The following is a 14,918-nucleotide window of genomic DNA, read 5'->3' on the forward strand; positions in this document are numbered from 1 at the left end:
GAGCACCCATGACCTCGCCCAGCGCCCCCGAGCAGATGCACGCCATCTCGGCCGACACCCGCCACACCGTCGAGGACGTGCTGGAGTACGCGCGGCGCCGGGCGCTGTACGAGGACGTGCCGCTCGACAAGCCGATGACCCCGCGCGACCTGGAGCGCCTGGCGTCCGGTTCGATCACGCCGGAGGGGATCGGCTCGCGGCGTGCGATCGCGCTCTTCGAGAACGTCCTCGCCCCGGCGTGCGTGTCGACCGACCACCCCGGGTACCTGTCGTTCATCCCCTCGGCCCCCAGCAAGGCCTCACTCGCCTTCGACGTGGTGGTCTCCGCATCCGCCATCTACGGAGGCTCGTGGGTCGAAGGCGCCGGCGCCGTGTACGCCGAGAACGAGGTGCTTCACTGGCTCGCGAAGGAGTTCGGCCTGCCTGCCGGTGCGGGGGGCGTCTTCGTGCAGGGCGGCACGATCGGCAACCTCTCGGCACTCGTGACGGCACGGGATGCTGCGCGCCGCCGCGCGGTGGACGAGGGACGCCCGACCCCGCCCCGGTGGGTCGTCGTGTGCAGCGCCGAGGCGCACTCGTCGATCGCGTCCGCTGCCGCCGTCATGGACGTCGACGTCGCGGCGGCGGAGGTCGACGCGGCCGGGCGCCTGCACGGCGACGCGGTGGCGCGCGTGCTCGACGAGCACGGCGACGCGGTGTTCGCGGTGGTCGCGACGGGCGGCACGACCAACTTCGGCATCGTCGACGACATCGCGAGCGTCGGGGCCGTCGCGCGCGAACGCGGCATCTGGTTCCACGTCGACGGCGCGTACGGCCTCGCCGCCATGCTCGTCGAGCGCATGCGACCCGCGTTCGCGGGCGTCGAGCTCGCGGACTCCGTCATCGTCGACCCGCACAAGTGGCTGTTCGCCCCCTTCGACGCGTGTGCGCTCATCTACCGCGAGCCCGCCCTCGCGCTGTCGGCCCACACCCAGAAGGCCGAGTATCTCGACACCCTCACCGGCAAGCCCGACTGGAACCCGTCCGACCTCGCCATCCAGCTCACCCGCCGGGCGCGCGGTCTGCCGATGTGGTTCTCGCTCGCCACCCACGGCACCGACCAGTACCGCGCCACGATCGAGTACGGCATCGACCTCGCGCGCCGGATCGCCGACGAGATCGAGTCGCGCGACGGACTGTCGCTCGTGCGCGACCCGCAGCTGTCGGTCGTGGTGTTCCGCCGCGAGGGGTGGACGCTCGCCGACTACGAGGAATGGTCGGATCGCCTGCTCGAGGAGCAGCATGCGTTCGTCGTGCCCAGCTCCCATGCCGGCGAGCCCGTGCTGCGCTTCGCGATCATCTCTCCGCTGACCACGTTCGAGCTGCTGACCGCGATCCTCGACACCCTGCAGTGACCGGGCAGATGGTGCCCGGAAGCTCCCAGCCGGGACCGACGTAGACTGGGAGCATCCGTTCTCGTTCCTGAGAACCCGCCGCTCCGCAGGATCACCGTGACCTCAGCCGATTCCCGCACGTTCGCCGTGCGCCACGTGCAGCTCGCACGCGCCGCGTTCGCTGCGCTCGCTGCGCTCATGATCACGTTCTCGCCCGACCACTCCGCCATGGTCGGCAGCTCGGTGTTCAGCGGCTTCACGATCGCGACCGGGCTCGTGCTGCTGCTGGCGGTGTGGCTGGTCCACCCCAAGGGACTCCGCTGGCCGTCGGCCGCGCTCGGCGGCGTCGCCATCATCGCGGGCATGGCGAGCGGCCTGTACCCGCTCCGCACCGTCGCCGGCTACTTCGTCATCGTGATCGCGTGGGCCCTCGTGAGCGGCGCCATCGAGCTCATCGCCGGATGGCGCGGCCTCGTCGGCCGTCGCGAGCGGCGCGAGATCGCGCCCGGCGTCGCGGACGCGCGGCCCGCTGCACCGGTGGGTCCCCGTTCCGAGAGCCGCGACGCGGCCGTCGTCGGCGCCCTGACGATCCTCCTCGGCGTCGCACTGCTGTTCGTGCAGCCCGCGTACGCGCTGGACTACACGATCGAAGAGGCCCACGCCACGTTCACCCTCACCGGCATCACGATCGGCGTCGGCCTGTTCGGCGGCTACGCCGCCATCGTCGCCGTCTACCTCGCCATCGCCGGCTTCTCTCCGCGCCCCGCCGACGCCGGAGAGTCCCCCGACATCACGGCGGAGGCGTCCGCGTCCGCCGATCCCACCCCGCAGAAGGACTCCGCGTGAGCCACGAAAGCCCCACCCGCCGCGACCTCATGAAGCCCCTGCAGCTGCTCGGGCTCGCCTTCGCGGCCGCCCTGTTCGCGGGCATCGTGACCCTCGTGTCGATGGGCTTCTTCCAGCAGCGCGCCCCCGGTGAGGCCGAGCGCGCGGTCGTCACGGCACTCGTCATCGCCGGCGTCAGCTTCATCGCGGTGCTGCTCATCGTGTCGCTGCTCCTCCTCGCGGTCGACCCCGCGCAGGTGACGAAGCAGATCGACAAGCCGGTGCTCTTCGAGGACGGCGCCGACGCACCCGGGCAGGACCACGGGCCGGATGCCGCAGCATCCGGCGACCCGAAGGCCTGACCCGCAGCACCCGCGCTGCTCGCGGGCGTGGGGACGAGGTCAGCCGAGCTCGTCGACCAGCTTCGAGGCGAGGCCGTCGTAGGTCGCCGGCGTGAGGGCGAGCAGACGCTCCTTGGCCTCGTCGCCGATGTCGAGCCCGCGCACGAACTCGGCGAGCTCGGGGGCGCCGACACGGCGGCCGCGCGTGAGGTCCTTGAGGAGCGCATACGGGTCGCTGATCCGCGAGCGCCCGGCGGCGATCTCGGCGCGCACGACGGTCTGGATGGCCTCGGCGAGCACCTCCCAGTTCGCGTCGAGGTCGGCCAGCAGCACGTCCTCGGCGAGCGAGATCTCCGTGAGCCCGCGCTGCAGGTTGTCGAGCGCGAGCAGCGAGTGCCCGAACGCCACGCCGATGTTGCGCTGCGTCGTCGAGTCGGTGAGGTCGCGCTGCAGGCGGCTCGTCACGAGGGTCTGCGACAGGGTCGCGAGCAGGCCGCCCGAGATCTCGAGGTTCGCCTCGGCGTTCTCGAAGCGGATCGGGTTGATCTTGTGCGGCATCGTCGACGAGCCGGTGGCGCCCGCCACCGGGATCTGGGTGAAGTAGCCGATCGAGATGTAGGTCCAGATGTCGGTCGCGAGGTTGTGCAGGATGCCGCCGGCGTGCCGCACGCGGTCATACAGCTCGACCTGCCAGTCGTGCGACTCGATCTGGGTCGTGAGGATGTTGAAGTCCAGACCCAGGCTCTCGATGAAGGCGCGAGAGACCTCGGGCCAGTCCACGTCGGGAGCAGCCGACAGGTGCGCCGACCACGTGCCGGTCGCGCCGGAGAATTTCGCGAGGTACTCGCCGCCCTCGATCTGGTCGGCGACGCGCGCCAGGCGCCACGCGAACACGCCGAGCTCCTTGCCCATGGTCGACGGCGTCGCCGGCTGGCCGTGCGTGCGCGAGAGCATCGCGGCGTCGCGGTGGTCCACGGCGAGCTCGGTGAGCGCGGCGATGACGGCGCGCAGCTTCGGCAGCCACACGCGCTGCACGGCCCGCTGCACCGTGAGGGCGTAGGAGGTGGAGTTGATGTCCTCGCTCGTGCACGCGAAGTGGGTCAGCTCTGCGATCGCGTCGAGATCGAGCGCCGAGAGGCGATCGCGCACCAGGTACTCGACGGCCTTCACGTCGTGGCGGGTGACCGACTCCTTCTCGGCGAGCCAGTCGATCTCGGCCTGCCCGAAGTCGAGGTAGAGCGCCCGCAGGCGCTCCTTGTCGGCCTCGGCAAGGGGCGAGGTGCCGAAGAGCGAGCGGTCGGTGAGGGCGATGAGCCACTCCACCTCGACCTCGACGCGGGCGCGGTTGAGGCCCGCCTCGGAGAGGTATTCGCCGAGCTCGCTCACGGCGGGGCGGTAGCGCCCGTCGAGGGGACTGAGCGGCTGCCAAGGGAGAGCAGCGGAGTGCAGAGAAGTCATGGGGGCTCCCGTCGGTATCGCCGAAGACGACCGTCGATCCGGTGTCTTCACACCGGGCGGATGGCGGGTTCGAGTTGCCGGAAGAGCGCCCGGCTCGCGCTCTCGATCATACCGAGCACCTCGTCGAACATTCCGGGCCCGGCATAGTACGGGTCGGGCACGTCCATCGTGCGGGCCGCCGGATCGAACGACAGCAGCAGTGCGATCTTGTCGGCGTCGCCCTCGGTGCGCGCCCAGCCGCGGAGGATCCGCTCGTGGCTGCGGTCGAGCGCGACGACCAGGTCGCTGCGCGCGAAGTCCGAGTGGGTGAACTGGCGCGCGCGGTGATGGCTCCCGTCGTAGCCGGCACGCTCGAGCGCCTCGATCGTGCGGAGGTCGGCCCGCTCGCCGACGTGCCAGTCGCCGGTGCCGGCGCTCGTCGAGGCGACACGGGAGCCGAGGCCCGAGGCATCCGCGAACTCCCGGAACACGACCTCCGCCATCGGTGACCGGCAGATGTTTCCGGTGCACACGAACACGACGCGGAAGGGCGTCGCGTCGGTCGCGGTCATGGGATCCATTCTGGACCGAGCAGACACGGAACGTTAACGAGTTCTCCCCCCAGGGTCTTCCGATGAGGGATGCCGCTCCCCTAGCTTGTGACGAAAGGGCGGCGACCAGGCTGCCCTTTCCCCATGCGCGGTCCACAGACCGCCGTCATCCTGTGGAGGTTTCGTGTCCCCAGCACCCCGTCCCATCGCCGCTGCGATAGCGGCCGCGGCGCTCGCCGCCGGAGGAGTCGTGGCATTCGCCGCGCCCGCGGCCGCAGCATCCGGTGATCTGTTCATCAGCGAGTACGTCGAAGGGTCTTCGAACAACAAAGCCATCGAGGTCTACAACCCGGGCACGACGGCGGTCGACCTCGCGGCCACCGGATACAAGCTGCAGCAGTACTCCAACGGCAGCCCCACCGTCAGCCTCACGATCAACCTCACGGGCACCGTCGCCCCCGGGGATGCGTTCGTGTTCTCGCACGCGCTCGCCAACGCGGCCATCCTGGCCCAGGCCGACCAGTCGGCGAACCTCGGCCTCTTCAACGGCAATGACGCCGTCGCCCTCGTCAAGGGCACCGAGATCGTCGACGTCATCGGTCAGATCGGTGTCGACCCCGGTTCCCAATGGGGCACGGGGCTCGCGTCGACGATGGACAACACGCTGCGCCGCAACGCGAACATCGTGCAGGGCGACACGAACGGCTCGGACGCGTTCGATCCTGCCGTCGAGTGGACCGGCTACGCCAACGACACCTTCGACGGCGTCGGCTGGCACCTGACGCCGCCCGACCCCGATCCCGGGCCCGTGGCGGACTGCGCAGCGACGCCGGTGACGATCGGCTCCGTCCAGGGCTCCGGTGCGGCGTCGACGATCCAGGGACAGGACGTGCTGATCGAAGGCCTCGTCGTCGGCGACTTCCAGACCGGCGGGTTCGACGGGTATTACGTGCAGGACGCGGGTGACGGCGACGCCGGGACCTCCGACGGCATCTTCGTGTACGCGCCGGGCGGCGCGCCGGTTGACGTCGGCGACAGCGTCAGCGTCGCGGGCGAGGTCGCGGAGTTCTTCGGCCTCACGCAGATCGTGGCCGCCGACGTCGAGGTCTGCGCCATCGACCAGGCGCTGCCCGCGGCGACGTCGCTCAGCCTGCCGGCGACGGTCGCGCAGCGCGAGGCGCTCGAGGGCATGTACGTGACGCTTCCGCAGAACCTCGCGATCGGCGAGACGTTCGAGTACGGCCGCTTCGGCACGATCACGCTCACCAACGGTCGCCTCGACACGCCGACCGCGGTCGTGGAGCCGGGCGCCGCCGCCAACGCCCTCGCCGCCGCCAACCTCGAGAACAGCATCACGCTGGACGACGGCCGCGGCAGCCAGAACCCCGACCCGGCCATCCACCCGGACGGCGCGGTCTTCACGCTCGACCACTCGTTCCGCAGCGGCGACCTCGTCCAGAACGCCACCGGCATCCTGGACTACCGCTTCGACACGTGGGGCGTTCAGCCGACCGAGGGCGCCGACTTCGCCGTCGCCAACGCGCGGACGGGCGTGCCCGATGTGGGCGGCGACCTGAAGATCTCGAGCTTCAACGTGCTGAACTACTTCACCTCGATCGATCCGACGCCGACGAACTCGAACGACGACGACTACCACCGTGGCGCCGACACGGAGGAGGAGTTCCTGCGCCAGCAGACGAAGATCGTCGAGGCGCTCGCCGCGATCGACGCGGACGTGTTCGGCCTCCTCGAGATCGAGAACAACGGCACCGCCGTCCAGGCGCTGGCCGACGCGCTGAACGCGAAGGTGGGTGCGGGCACGTACGCGCCGGTGACCACCGGCGTGATCGGCACGGATGCGATCACCACGGCCGTCATCTACAAGCCGTCGACTGTCACCCCCGTCGGGGCGCACCAGCTGATGACGAACGCCGTCGACCCGACGTGGTCGGACGCGCGGCACCGTCCCGCGGTCACCCAGCGGTTCGCGTCGACCGAGACGGGCGAGGAGTTCGTGGTGTCGGTCAACCACCTGAAGTCGAAGGGCTCGGCGTGCTCCGAGAGCCCCGACCTCGGTGACGGCCAGGGCAACTGCAGCGCGTCGCGCACGGCGGCCGCGACGGCGCTCACGAAGTGGCTCAACGAGACGGTGGCTCCCGACGGTCGCGCGATCGTGATCGGCGACCTCAACTCGTACGACCACGAGGACTCGATCGACGCCTTCGTCGCGGGCGGCTTCACCGACCTGGAGAAGCAGTTCAACGGCGAGCACGCGTACTCGTACGTGTTCGACGGTCAGCTGGGCTACCTCGACTATGCGCTTGCGCAGCCTGCGCTCACGGCCGACGTGTCGGGTGCGGAGGCGTGGCACATCAACGCCGACGAGCCGAGCCTGATCGATTACGACATGTCGTTCAAGCTGCCGGCGCAGGACGCGCTGTACGCGCCCGACGCCTACCGCTCGAGCGACCACGACCCGGTGATCGTCGGGCTGAACCTGACGCCGCCCGACACGACGGACCCCACCATCGAGGTGACGGCGGACCCGGAGCTGATCTGGCCGCCGGACAACAAGATGCGCACGGTGGAGTTCACGATCGACGCGGCCGATGATCGCGGCGACGTGACCGTCGAGCTCACCGACGTGAGCGTCTCGGGAGCGAAGGCGTCGTGGACCCAGGTCGACGACGACACGTTCACGGTCAAGGCCGCGAAGGGCGCCGTCTATCGCTTCACCTGGACGGCGACGGATGCTGCGGGCAACACCGCGACCGACACGGTCGAGGTGGTCGTGTGCAAGTAGCACGCGATCGCTCCGCCCGAGGGGCGTCGTTCCGCCGAGGAACGGCGCCCCTGCATCGTGTGCGGCTCTCCTCCACATCGGGTGAGCCCGTCCCGGCTGTGAACAGATCGCCGCCGGCGCACCGTGCGACTGCGGCCGCGCGGCGACGATCGACGGGTGACACTGCTTCAATCGACCGCCGAACCGGCATCCCACCAGCTCGCCCAAGCGGCGCGCGACCTTGCGCGGCTCATCGACCGGATCACGGATGCCGCGCTCGTCGCCCGCGGACTCGCCGATGCCGTCGACTGGCAGGCGAAGGCCGCGACCGCGTTCCACGATCGGGCGACGCGCTGGGCGGGCGACGTCTCGGGGCTCGCGTGCCTCGCCGAGACGGCCCGGTACGACCTGGCCCTGGCACAGGACCGCGCCGCCTTCGCGGAGTCCTTCTCCGGCCTGTTCCCGGGGGCGGGGCGATGAGCGACACGATGCCAGGCCCCGACCTCCACAACCCCGACCTGGCGCCGGAGGTGGGTCGCCTCGGCCCGAACGAGGGCGCCGTCGGCCTGATCGCGGAGCATTGGCCGCGGGTCGACGACGGCCTGCAGATCCGCGGCGGGGGCGCGGTGGCCGTCGACACCGCGACGCTCTCGGCGGCGGCGGTCCGCTTCGACGCAGCTCGAGAGGACCTCACGCGGATCGCCGAGCGACTCCGCACGCTCCGGGCTGAGCTCGCGACGCTCCCCGAGCACACCGCCGACGCCCGGGCTTCGGCATCGGTGCTCGCCGCGAAGCTCGACGGTGTGCAGGTCGAAGCGGACGAGATCGCCGCCGCGCTGCGGGAAGCCGGCTACGCGTACGAGATGGTCGAGATCGAGGCAGAGCACCGCGCCGCCGTGCTCGCGGGCGACACCGCCCGGGCGCGACGACTGGACGCCCGGATGACCGCGCTGGCCGACGCGCATCCCGACGCGTGGCGCATGGCGCTCGGAGCCCAGTTCGAGCGCGCCGTGTTGTGGCCGTCCGAACTCGTACGCCAGGCGACGCAATGGGGCGTGACGGTGGGTGGCGAGGTGAGCGACCCCGGTTCGATCGTGGTCGGCGCCGCCGCCGGGCTGCTCACCCTCGGCGGAGCGGCCGGCCTCGGGCTCGCGGGCACCGGGAGGCTCTCGCGCGACGCGCGGCTCTCCGGCACCGCAGGCCCGGTGACCGTGACGTCCGTCGCTCCGGCCTCGCCGCGCAGCGCTGCGCCACCGGTCACGCCCGCGCTCGGCGTGGGGTCGGCGTCGTCGACGCGGTCGCCCGCGTCGGTCGCGCCGCAGAGCCTGGCCGCCGTGACGGAACGGATGCCGGGGGCCGGTGACTCCCGGGTGCGCGTGGAGCGGTATTCGATGCCGGACGGGTCGCGGCAGTACGCCGTGTACATCGCGGGCATGCAGTCCTTCGACCTGGGCGGTCGCGAGCCGTGGGACAACGCCTCCAACGTGGAGCTGTACACGGGGAAGACCTCCGACTCGTACGCCGCGACAGAGGCCGCCCTCGCGCAGGCGGGTGTGGAGCCGGGCGACACCGTCCACATGTTCGGGTTCTCACAGGGCGCGATGATCGCCGGGCACCTCGCCCTGGAGGGCGGCTACGACACGCAGACACTGGTGTCGATCGGGTCGCCCGTCGACACCGATGTCGGATCGGAGACGCTCAGCGTGACGCTGCGGCATACCGATGACCCCGTCGCCGGACTCGCCGGCGGCGGTCACGGCGCCGCGGTCGGCGCGCCGGGGAGCTTCATCGCCGAACGCGTCTTCGATCCCGAGGTCGGCACGGACGAACCTCTGCTGCCGGCCCACCGGCTGAACGCCTACGCCGAGACGGCCGCGCTCGTCGATGCCTCGAGCGATCCGCGAGTCGGCGCCCTGCGCGACGTCTTCGCCGACCTCGCGCGCGCGGAATCGGTCCAGGTGACCGAGTACGCGGCCACGCGCGGTGCGGGCTGAGTCAGTCCTTGCGGGGGCGGATGATGATGCCGACGACCCAGTTGATGAGGGTGATGATGATCGCGGCGACCACGCCCCACCAGAAGTCCTCGACCCGCAGGCCCCAGTTCCAGAAGCTCGTGAACCAGGCGGTGAGCCACAGCAGGAACGCGTTGATGAGGAGGCCGATGAGCCCCAGCGTCAAGATGTAGAGCGGGAACGCCAGCACCTTGATGACCGTGCCGATGATCGTGTTCACGAGCGCGAAGATCGCGGCGACGATCAGCAGGGTCAGGATCAGCTGGAGCGTCTCGCCCGGTGGGAAGGGGATGACCGAGACCTGGAGAGCCGGGATCAGGGTGACGACCCAGATCGCGAAGGCGTTGATGACCACGCGGATGAGGAAGCCCATAGTGGGGCCAGTCTTCCACGCCCCTGCCCGCGACCGATAGAAGCCGTACCCGTGCCCGCGCTACCGGGCCACGGACGCGGGCCACGGCAGGGAGGCGCATCCGATCCGCCGCTCGTAGACTCGGGGCGTGACCGACGCCCCCGAGATCCCCGTTCGCGTGCGCCCCGAGGTCGCCGCTCTGCCTCCGTACAAGCAGGGCAGGCAGGCCGGTGCAGACGCGTTCAAGCTGTCGAGCAACGAGAATCCGTTCGACCCGCTGCCCGGGGTGCTCCAGCGCGTGCGGAACGCGTCGGCGCTGAACCGATATCCGGATGCGACGGCCGCACGCCTGCGCGAGCGGCTGGCCGAGCGCTTCGGGGTCGGGGTCGACTCCGTCCACATCGGCGCGGGCAGCGTCTCGATCCTCGCGCAGCTCGTGCTCGCGACATCCGGTCCCGGTGACGAGGTCATCTACGCGTGGCGCTCGTTCGAGGCCTACCCGTGGCTCGCCGTGGTCGCGGGTGCCACCGCCGTACAGGTGCCCCTCGCCGACGGCGCCCGCCACGATCTCGATGCGATGGCCGCGGCGATCACCGACCGCACCCGCGCGATCATCGTGTGCAGCCCCAACAACCCGACCGGCCCGATCGTCACGCAGGCCGAGTTCGACGCCTTCGTGGAGAAGGTGCCGTCCGATGTCCTCGTCATCCTCGACGAGGCGTACGCCGAGTTCGTCACCGACCCCGAATCCGTCGACGGGCTGCGCGTGCTGGGCGGGTCGGGTCGCCCGAACGTCGTCGTGCTCCGCACGTTCTCCAAGGCCTACGGGCTCGCCGCGCTCCGCGTCGGGTACGCGATCGGGCACCCGCGCGTGCTCGACGCCGCCCGCAGCACCGCGATCCCGCTGTCGGTCACCGCCCACGGCGAGGAGGCTGCGCTCGCGAGTCTCGACGCCGAGGACGAGCTGCTCGAGCGCGTTCGGGTCATCGCGGACCGCCGCGATCGCCTCGCCGACGGGCTGCGCGAGGCCGGCTGGAACGTCCCCGCGGCGCAGGGGAACTTCGTGTGGCTGCCTGCCGGAGACCAGACGATGGCGTTCGCGGCGACGTTCGAGGAGGCGGGTCTGATCGTGCGGCCCTTCGCCGGCGACGGCATCCGCATCTCGGTCGGCGAGGAGGAATCCGTCGAGAAGGTGCTGCGGATCGCGGCGACGGTCGCGGCTCAGCGCGAGGGATGAGTGCCGATGCGATTGTCGATCGCGTGCGGTGGTTTCCGGCATCCCTTGTCGAACGCATGCAGAATCGCGCATGCACGGAGAGATAGCGTGAATCCATGATCCCGGTCGACGACTCCGCCCTGGTGCGGTTTCTGGATGCGGACGGAACGTTCGCGCCGAGCCCTGCCGCCGAACCGTATCGGGAGGCCGTCGAGAGGATCGGCGACGCCGATCTCGAGACGTTCTACCGCGACATGGCGGTCATCCGCGCGTTCGACGTGCAGGCGACCAACCTGCAGCGCCAGGGACAGCTCGCCCTGTGGCCGCCGAGCTACGGCCAGGAGGCCGCGCAGGTCGGCTCCGCCCGCGCCGCACGCGCGCAGGACCACCTCTTCCCGTCGTATCGCGAGCACGTGGTCACGAAGATCCGCGGCGTCGACCCGATCGACATCATCCGCGTGATGCGCGGACTGACGCACGGCGGGTGGGATCCGACCGACCCGAAGAACGGCAACACGCACATCTACACGCTCGTCCTCGGCTCGCAGACGCTGCACGCCACGGGCTTGGGGATGGGGCTCGTCTTCGACGGGCGGTGCGGCACCGGCGACCTCGACCGCGACGAGGCGGTGATCGTCTATTACGGCGACGGCGCCTCCAGCCAGGGCGACGTGCACGAGGCGATGGTCTTCGCCAACAGCTACCGCACGCCCGAGGTCTTCTTCCTCCAGAACAACCAGTGGGCGATCTCCGTGCCCGTCGCCACGCAGTCGCGTTCGCCGCTGCACAAGCGCGGCGAGGGCTACGGCATGCCGAGCACCCTGATCGACGGCAACGATGTGCTCGCGAGCTGGGCCGTGACGCGCACGGCACTCGACGAGGCGCGCGCCGGCGGCGGACCGCAGGCGATCGAGGCGATGACCTACCGCCTCGGAGCCCACACCACGAGCGACGACCCCACCAAGTACCGCACCTCCGACGAGGAGGAGTCGTGGCGCCGCCGCGACCCGATCGCGCGCATGAAGGCGTTCCTGATCGGGAAGGGGGCGTCCGATGCGTTCTTCGCGGACGTGGAGGCCGAGTCGCAGGCGCTCGCCGACGACGTCCGCACCCGCACCAACGCCCTCGGCGGCCTCGAGCGCGACGACATGTTCGCTCACGTGTACTCGGAGCAGCACCCGCTCGTCGGCGAGCAGCGGCAGTGGCTCGCCGACTACGAGGCATCCTTCGAAGGAGGCGCATCGTGACCACGACGACCACCGCTGCGGCAGCCACCGACGCGGCCGCGCCCGCCGCGCAGACCATGCCCTTCAGCCGGGCGATCAACGCCGGTCTGCGCGCCGCGCTCGCGGGCAGCGACCGGGTCCTCCTGATGGGCGAGGACATCGGCAAGCTCGGCGGCGTCTTCCGGGTGACCGAGGGCCTGCAGGCCGAGTTCGGTGAGCAGCGGGTGCTCGACACGCCGCTCGCCGAGTCCGGGCTCGTCGGCACCGCGATCGGACTCGCGATGGCGGGCTTCCGGCCGGTGGTGGAGATCCAGTTCGACGGGTTCGTCTTCCCGGCGTTCGACCAGATCACGACGCAGCTCGCGAAGCTCACGAACCGCCACGAGGGTGCGCTGCAGATGCCCGTCGTCATCCGCATCCCCTACGGCGGGCACATCGGCGCCGTCGAGCACCACCAGGAGAGCCCGGAGGCGTACTTCACGCACACGGCGGGCCTGCGGGTCGTGAGCCCGTCGACGCCGAACGACGGCTACTGGATGATCCAGGACGCCATCGCCTCGCCCGACCCGGTGATCTTCCTCGAGCCGAAGAGCAAGTACTGGCAGAAGGGCGAGGTCGACACGTCGGCGCGCGCGCTGCCCCTGCACGCGTCGCGCATCGTGCGCCGCGGCACCGACATCACCCTCGTCGGTCACGGCGCGATGGTGACGACGATGCTGCAGGCCGCCGCGCTCGCCGAGGCCGAGGGAACGAGCATCGAGGTCGTCGACCTCCGCTCGCTGTCGCCGGTGGACTACGGGCCGATCCTCGACTCCGTCCGCCGCACCGGCCGCATGGTCTACGCGCAGGAGGCGCCGGGCTTCACGTCGCTCGGCTCAGAGGTCGCCGCGACCGTCATGGAGCGCGCCTTCTACGCGCTCGAGGCGCCCGTGCTGCGCGTGTCGGGCTTCGACGTGCCCTTCCCGCCCGCCAAGCTCGAGGGTGCCTACCTCCCTGACGCCGACCGCATCCTCGAGGCCGTCGACCGGTCCCTCGCCTACTGAGGTTCTCGGTCGTTGAGCGAGCGAGGAACGAGCGAGTCGAAACGCCCCAGGCGTGCGAGATCGTCGGGCGCATTTCGACTCGCAGGCTCGCTCAACGACCGGGTCCCCGAAAGGACATGACATGAGCACCCAGACGTTCGTCCTCCCCGATGTCGGCGAGGGCCTCACCGAGGCCGAGATCGTCCAGTGGCGCGTCGGCCCCGGCGACACCGTCGCCGTCAACGACGTGCTCGTCGAGATCGAGACCGCCAAGTCCCTCGTCGAGCTCCCGTCGCCGTTCGCCGGTACCGTCGGCGACCTGCTCGCCACCGAGGGCGAGACCGTGAACGTCGGCGCGGCGATCATCACGATCGCATCGGAGACGGATGCTGCCGCCCCGGCGACCGTCGGGCAGTCCGAGCACGGCGAACCGGCCGAGTCGGCCGGCGAGGGCGCGGTGCTCGTCGGATACGGCACGGGCGGACACGTCCAGTCGCGGCGGCGCAAGCCTGCGGTTGCGGCGGAGGAGCGGGTCGCAGCATCCGTCGGGGTCATCGCCAAGCCGCCGATCCGCAAGCTCGCGCGCGATCTCGGCGTGGAGCTGTCGGCCGTCGCGCCGAGCGGCCCCGCCGGCGAGGTGACCCGTGAGGACGTCGTGCGGCACGCGTCGCAGGCGAGTGTCTTCCGCAACATCGAGACCCCGGAGTGGGGTCGCGTGCGCGACGAGACGATCCCCGTCTCCGCCGCCGCGCCCGCGTCCGGCCCGGCCACCGTCGCACCGTCGACGCCGGCACCCGACGCCGCCGGCCGCGAGGAGACCATCGCGGTGCGGGGCGTGCGCAAGGCGACGTCGTCCGCGATGGTGCAGTCGGCCTACTCGGCCCCGCACGTGTCGGTGTGGACCGACGTGGACGCCAGCCGCACCATGGAGCTCGTCAAGCGACTCAAGACCTCGCCGGACTTCGCCGACATCAAGGTGTCGCCGCTGCTGATCATGGCGCGCGCGGTGATCTGGGCGGCCCGCCGCACCCCCATGGTGAACGCGGCCTGGGCCGATGTCGAGGGTGGCGCCGAGATCCGCGTCCGCAACTACGTGAACCTCGGCATCGCTGCGGCGACACCCCGCGGCCTGCTGGTTCCCAACATCAAGGACGCGCAGGACCTGTCGATGCGCGAGCTCGCCCGGGCGCTGGAGAAGCTCACGCTCACGGCGCGCGAGGGCAAGACGACCCCGGCCGACCAGCACGGCGGGACCATCACGATCACCAACATCGGCGTGTTCGGCATGGACGCGGGCACCCCGATCATCAACCCCGGGGAAGCCGGCATCGTGGCGCTCGGCACCATCCGCCAGAAGCCGTGGGTCGTCGACGGCGAGGTGCGTCCTCGCTGGGTGACGACCGTCGCCGGCTCGTTCGACCACCGCGTGGTCGACGGCGACGGCATGTCGCGGTTCATCGCCGATGTCGCGTCCATCCTCGAGGAGCCAGCACTCCTGCTGGACTGATCCGAGCCCCCTCGGATCGGATCCCGTCAGTAGTCCACGCGGGATTCGGTGACGATGTCCAGCTGGGTCTCGTCGGCCGCCCAATCCGCGAGTGCCGAGGCGAGCTGGCGACGCAGCCACGTCTCGGGCAGCGTCCGGCCCTCGGTCTCGAGCTGAGCCAATCTCTTCGCACGCTCATCCGGCGTCCCGGCCAGGTCCGCCGGTTCGGTCTCGGTCATCATTCCCGCCCTTCGTGATTCACGGCTCGCGAGCATGCGGGCCCGCTTCCGAACAT

14 protein-coding genes are annotated in these 14,918 nt (G+C 70.8%); 10 read left to right on the forward strand and 4 right to left on the reverse strand.

The genetic code is table 11. The annotated features are described in order from the left end of the window. Window positions 1–8 precede the first annotated feature (8 nt). The 3 genes from MRBLWH7_RS14190 to MRBLWH7_RS14200 all read left to right on the forward strand — a co-directional run bounded on the left by MRBLWH7_RS14190 (window position 9) and on the right by MRBLWH7_RS14200 (window position 2,560). A complete protein-coding gene (locus MRBLWH7_RS14190; RefSeq protein WP_341995552.1) occupies window positions 9–1,394 on the forward strand; it encodes an aminotransferase class V-fold PLP-dependent enzyme in 1,386 nt (461 codons plus the stop codon). Window positions 1,395–1,490: 96 nt separating this feature from the next. Continuing rightward, entirely contained in the window at window positions 1,491–2,219 is a 729-nt protein-coding gene (locus MRBLWH7_RS14195) for an acyl-CoA synthetase (RefSeq protein ID WP_341995554.1), read from the forward strand. Beyond that, a complete protein-coding gene (locus MRBLWH7_RS14200; RefSeq protein ID WP_341995557.1) occupies window positions 2,216–2,560 on the forward strand; it encodes an amino acid transporter in 345 nt (114 codons plus the stop codon). Before MRBLWH7_RS14195 ends, MRBLWH7_RS14200 begins: the two co-directional genes overlap by 4 nt. Window positions 2,561–2,599: 39 nt before the next feature. Here the strand turns inward: MRBLWH7_RS14200 and purB are convergent, their stop codons facing one another. Then, window positions 2,600–3,997, reverse strand: coding sequence for an adenylosuccinate lyase (purB, locus tag MRBLWH7_RS14205; RefSeq protein WP_341995558.1), 1,398 nt, complete (start codon window positions 3,995–3,997; stop codon window positions 2,600–2,602). 47 nt (window positions 3,998–4,044) lie between these two features. Further along, the gene (locus tag MRBLWH7_RS14210) at window positions 4,045–4,548 is read right to left on the reverse strand and encodes a low molecular weight protein-tyrosine-phosphatase (RefSeq protein ID WP_341995560.1); all 504 of its coding nucleotides are present in this window, start codon (window positions 4,546–4,548) and stop codon (window positions 4,045–4,047) included. 163 nt (window positions 4,549–4,711) lie between these two features. Between MRBLWH7_RS14210 and MRBLWH7_RS14215 the strand changes: the two genes are divergently transcribed. From MRBLWH7_RS14215 to MRBLWH7_RS14225, 3 genes are all read left to right on the forward strand, one after another. Beyond that, window positions 4,712–7,330 carry an ExeM/NucH family extracellular endonuclease gene (locus MRBLWH7_RS14215; protein ID WP_341995563.1) on the forward strand — a complete coding sequence of 873 codons (2,619 nt, stop codon included), beginning with the start codon at window positions 4,712–4,714 and terminating at the stop codon, window positions 7,328–7,330. A gap of 156 nt (window positions 7,331–7,486) precedes the next feature. Beyond that, window positions 7,487–7,789 (forward strand): hypothetical protein, encoded by a 303-nt coding sequence (locus MRBLWH7_RS14220; protein WP_341995565.1) that lies wholly within the window; start codon window positions 7,487–7,489, stop codon window positions 7,787–7,789. Window positions 7,790–7,797: 8 nt separating this feature from the next. Further along, a complete protein-coding gene (locus tag MRBLWH7_RS14225) occupies window positions 7,798–9,303 on the forward strand; it encodes a hypothetical protein (RefSeq protein ID WP_341995567.1) in 1,506 nt (501 codons plus the stop codon). 1 nt (window position 9,304) lies between these two features. On the opposite strand, the gene MRBLWH7_RS14230 is transcribed toward MRBLWH7_RS14225, so the two are convergent. After that, complete coding sequence (locus MRBLWH7_RS14230) at window positions 9,305–9,694, reverse strand: phage holin family protein (protein ID WP_045301844.1); 390 nt, start codon at window positions 9,692–9,694, stop codon at window positions 9,305–9,307. Window positions 9,695–9,821: 127 nt separating this feature from the next. On the opposite strand from MRBLWH7_RS14230, the gene MRBLWH7_RS14235 reads away from it, so the two are divergent. From MRBLWH7_RS14235 to MRBLWH7_RS14250, 4 genes are all read left to right on the forward strand, one after another. Continuing rightward, complete coding sequence (locus MRBLWH7_RS14235; RefSeq protein ID WP_341995572.1) at window positions 9,822–10,910, forward strand: histidinol-phosphate transaminase; 1,089 nt, start codon at window positions 9,822–9,824, stop codon at window positions 10,908–10,910. Window positions 10,911–11,005: 95 nt separating this feature from the next. Then, window positions 11,006–12,136, forward strand: a complete 1,131-nt coding sequence (locus tag MRBLWH7_RS14240; RefSeq protein WP_341995574.1) for a thiamine pyrophosphate-dependent enzyme — start codon at window positions 11,006–11,008, stop codon at window positions 12,134–12,136. 56 nt (window positions 12,137–12,192) lie between these two features. Next, complete coding sequence (locus tag MRBLWH7_RS14245) at window positions 12,193–13,158, forward strand: transketolase C-terminal domain-containing protein (protein ID WP_342002058.1); 966 nt, start codon at window positions 12,193–12,195, stop codon at window positions 13,156–13,158. 121 nt (window positions 13,159–13,279) lie between these two features. Beyond that, window positions 13,280–14,644 carry a dihydrolipoamide acetyltransferase family protein gene (locus MRBLWH7_RS14250; protein ID WP_341995576.1) on the forward strand — a complete coding sequence of 455 codons (1,365 nt, stop codon included), beginning with the start codon at window positions 13,280–13,282 and terminating at the stop codon, window positions 14,642–14,644. Window positions 14,645–14,670: 26 nt separating this feature from the next. On the opposite strand, the gene MRBLWH7_RS14255 is transcribed toward MRBLWH7_RS14250, so the two are convergent. Next, entirely contained in the window at window positions 14,671–14,862 is a 192-nt protein-coding gene (locus MRBLWH7_RS14255) for a hypothetical protein (protein ID WP_341995578.1), read from the reverse strand. Between the last annotated feature and the right edge of the window lie 56 nt (window positions 14,863–14,918).

This window comes from Microbacterium sp. LWH7-1.2 (genome assembly GCF_038397755.1).
In the GTDB taxonomy this organism is placed as follows: Bacteria; Actinomycetota; Actinomycetes; order Actinomycetales; family Microbacteriaceae; genus Microbacterium.

Bases quoted from the DNA above. Each gene is read 5' to 3' on its own strand.
- MRBLWH7_RS14210 (WP_341995560.1), bottom strand. From the start codon at position 4,548: ATGACCGCGACCGACGCGACGCCCTTCCGCGTCGTGTTCGTGTGCACC.
- MRBLWH7_RS14250 (WP_341995576.1), top strand. From the start codon at position 13,280: ATGAGCACCCAGACGTTCGTCCTCCCCGATGTCGGCGAGGGCCTCACC.
- MRBLWH7_RS14240 (WP_341995574.1), top strand. From the start codon at position 11,006: ATGATCCCGGTCGACGACTCCGCCCTGGTGCGGTTTCTGGATGCGGAC.
- MRBLWH7_RS14255 (WP_341995578.1), bottom strand. From the start codon at position 14,862: ATGACCGAGACCGAACCGGCGGACCTGGCCGGGACGCCGGATGAGCGT.
- MRBLWH7_RS14190 (WP_341995552.1), top strand. From the start codon at position 9: ATGACCTCGCCCAGCGCCCCCGAGCAGATGCACGCCATCTCGGCCGAC.
- MRBLWH7_RS14230 (WP_045301844.1), bottom strand. From the start codon at position 9,694: ATGGGCTTCCTCATCCGCGTGGTCATCAACGCCTTCGCGATCTGGGTC.
- MRBLWH7_RS14245 (WP_342002058.1), top strand. From the start codon at position 12,193: ATGCCCTTCAGCCGGGCGATCAACGCCGGTCTGCGCGCCGCGCTCGCG.
- purB (WP_341995558.1), bottom strand. From the start codon at position 3,997: ATGACTTCTCTGCACTCCGCTGCTCTCCCTTGGCAGCCGCTCAGTCCC.
- MRBLWH7_RS14225 (WP_341995567.1), top strand. From the start codon at position 7,798: ATGCCAGGCCCCGACCTCCACAACCCCGACCTGGCGCCGGAGGTGGGT.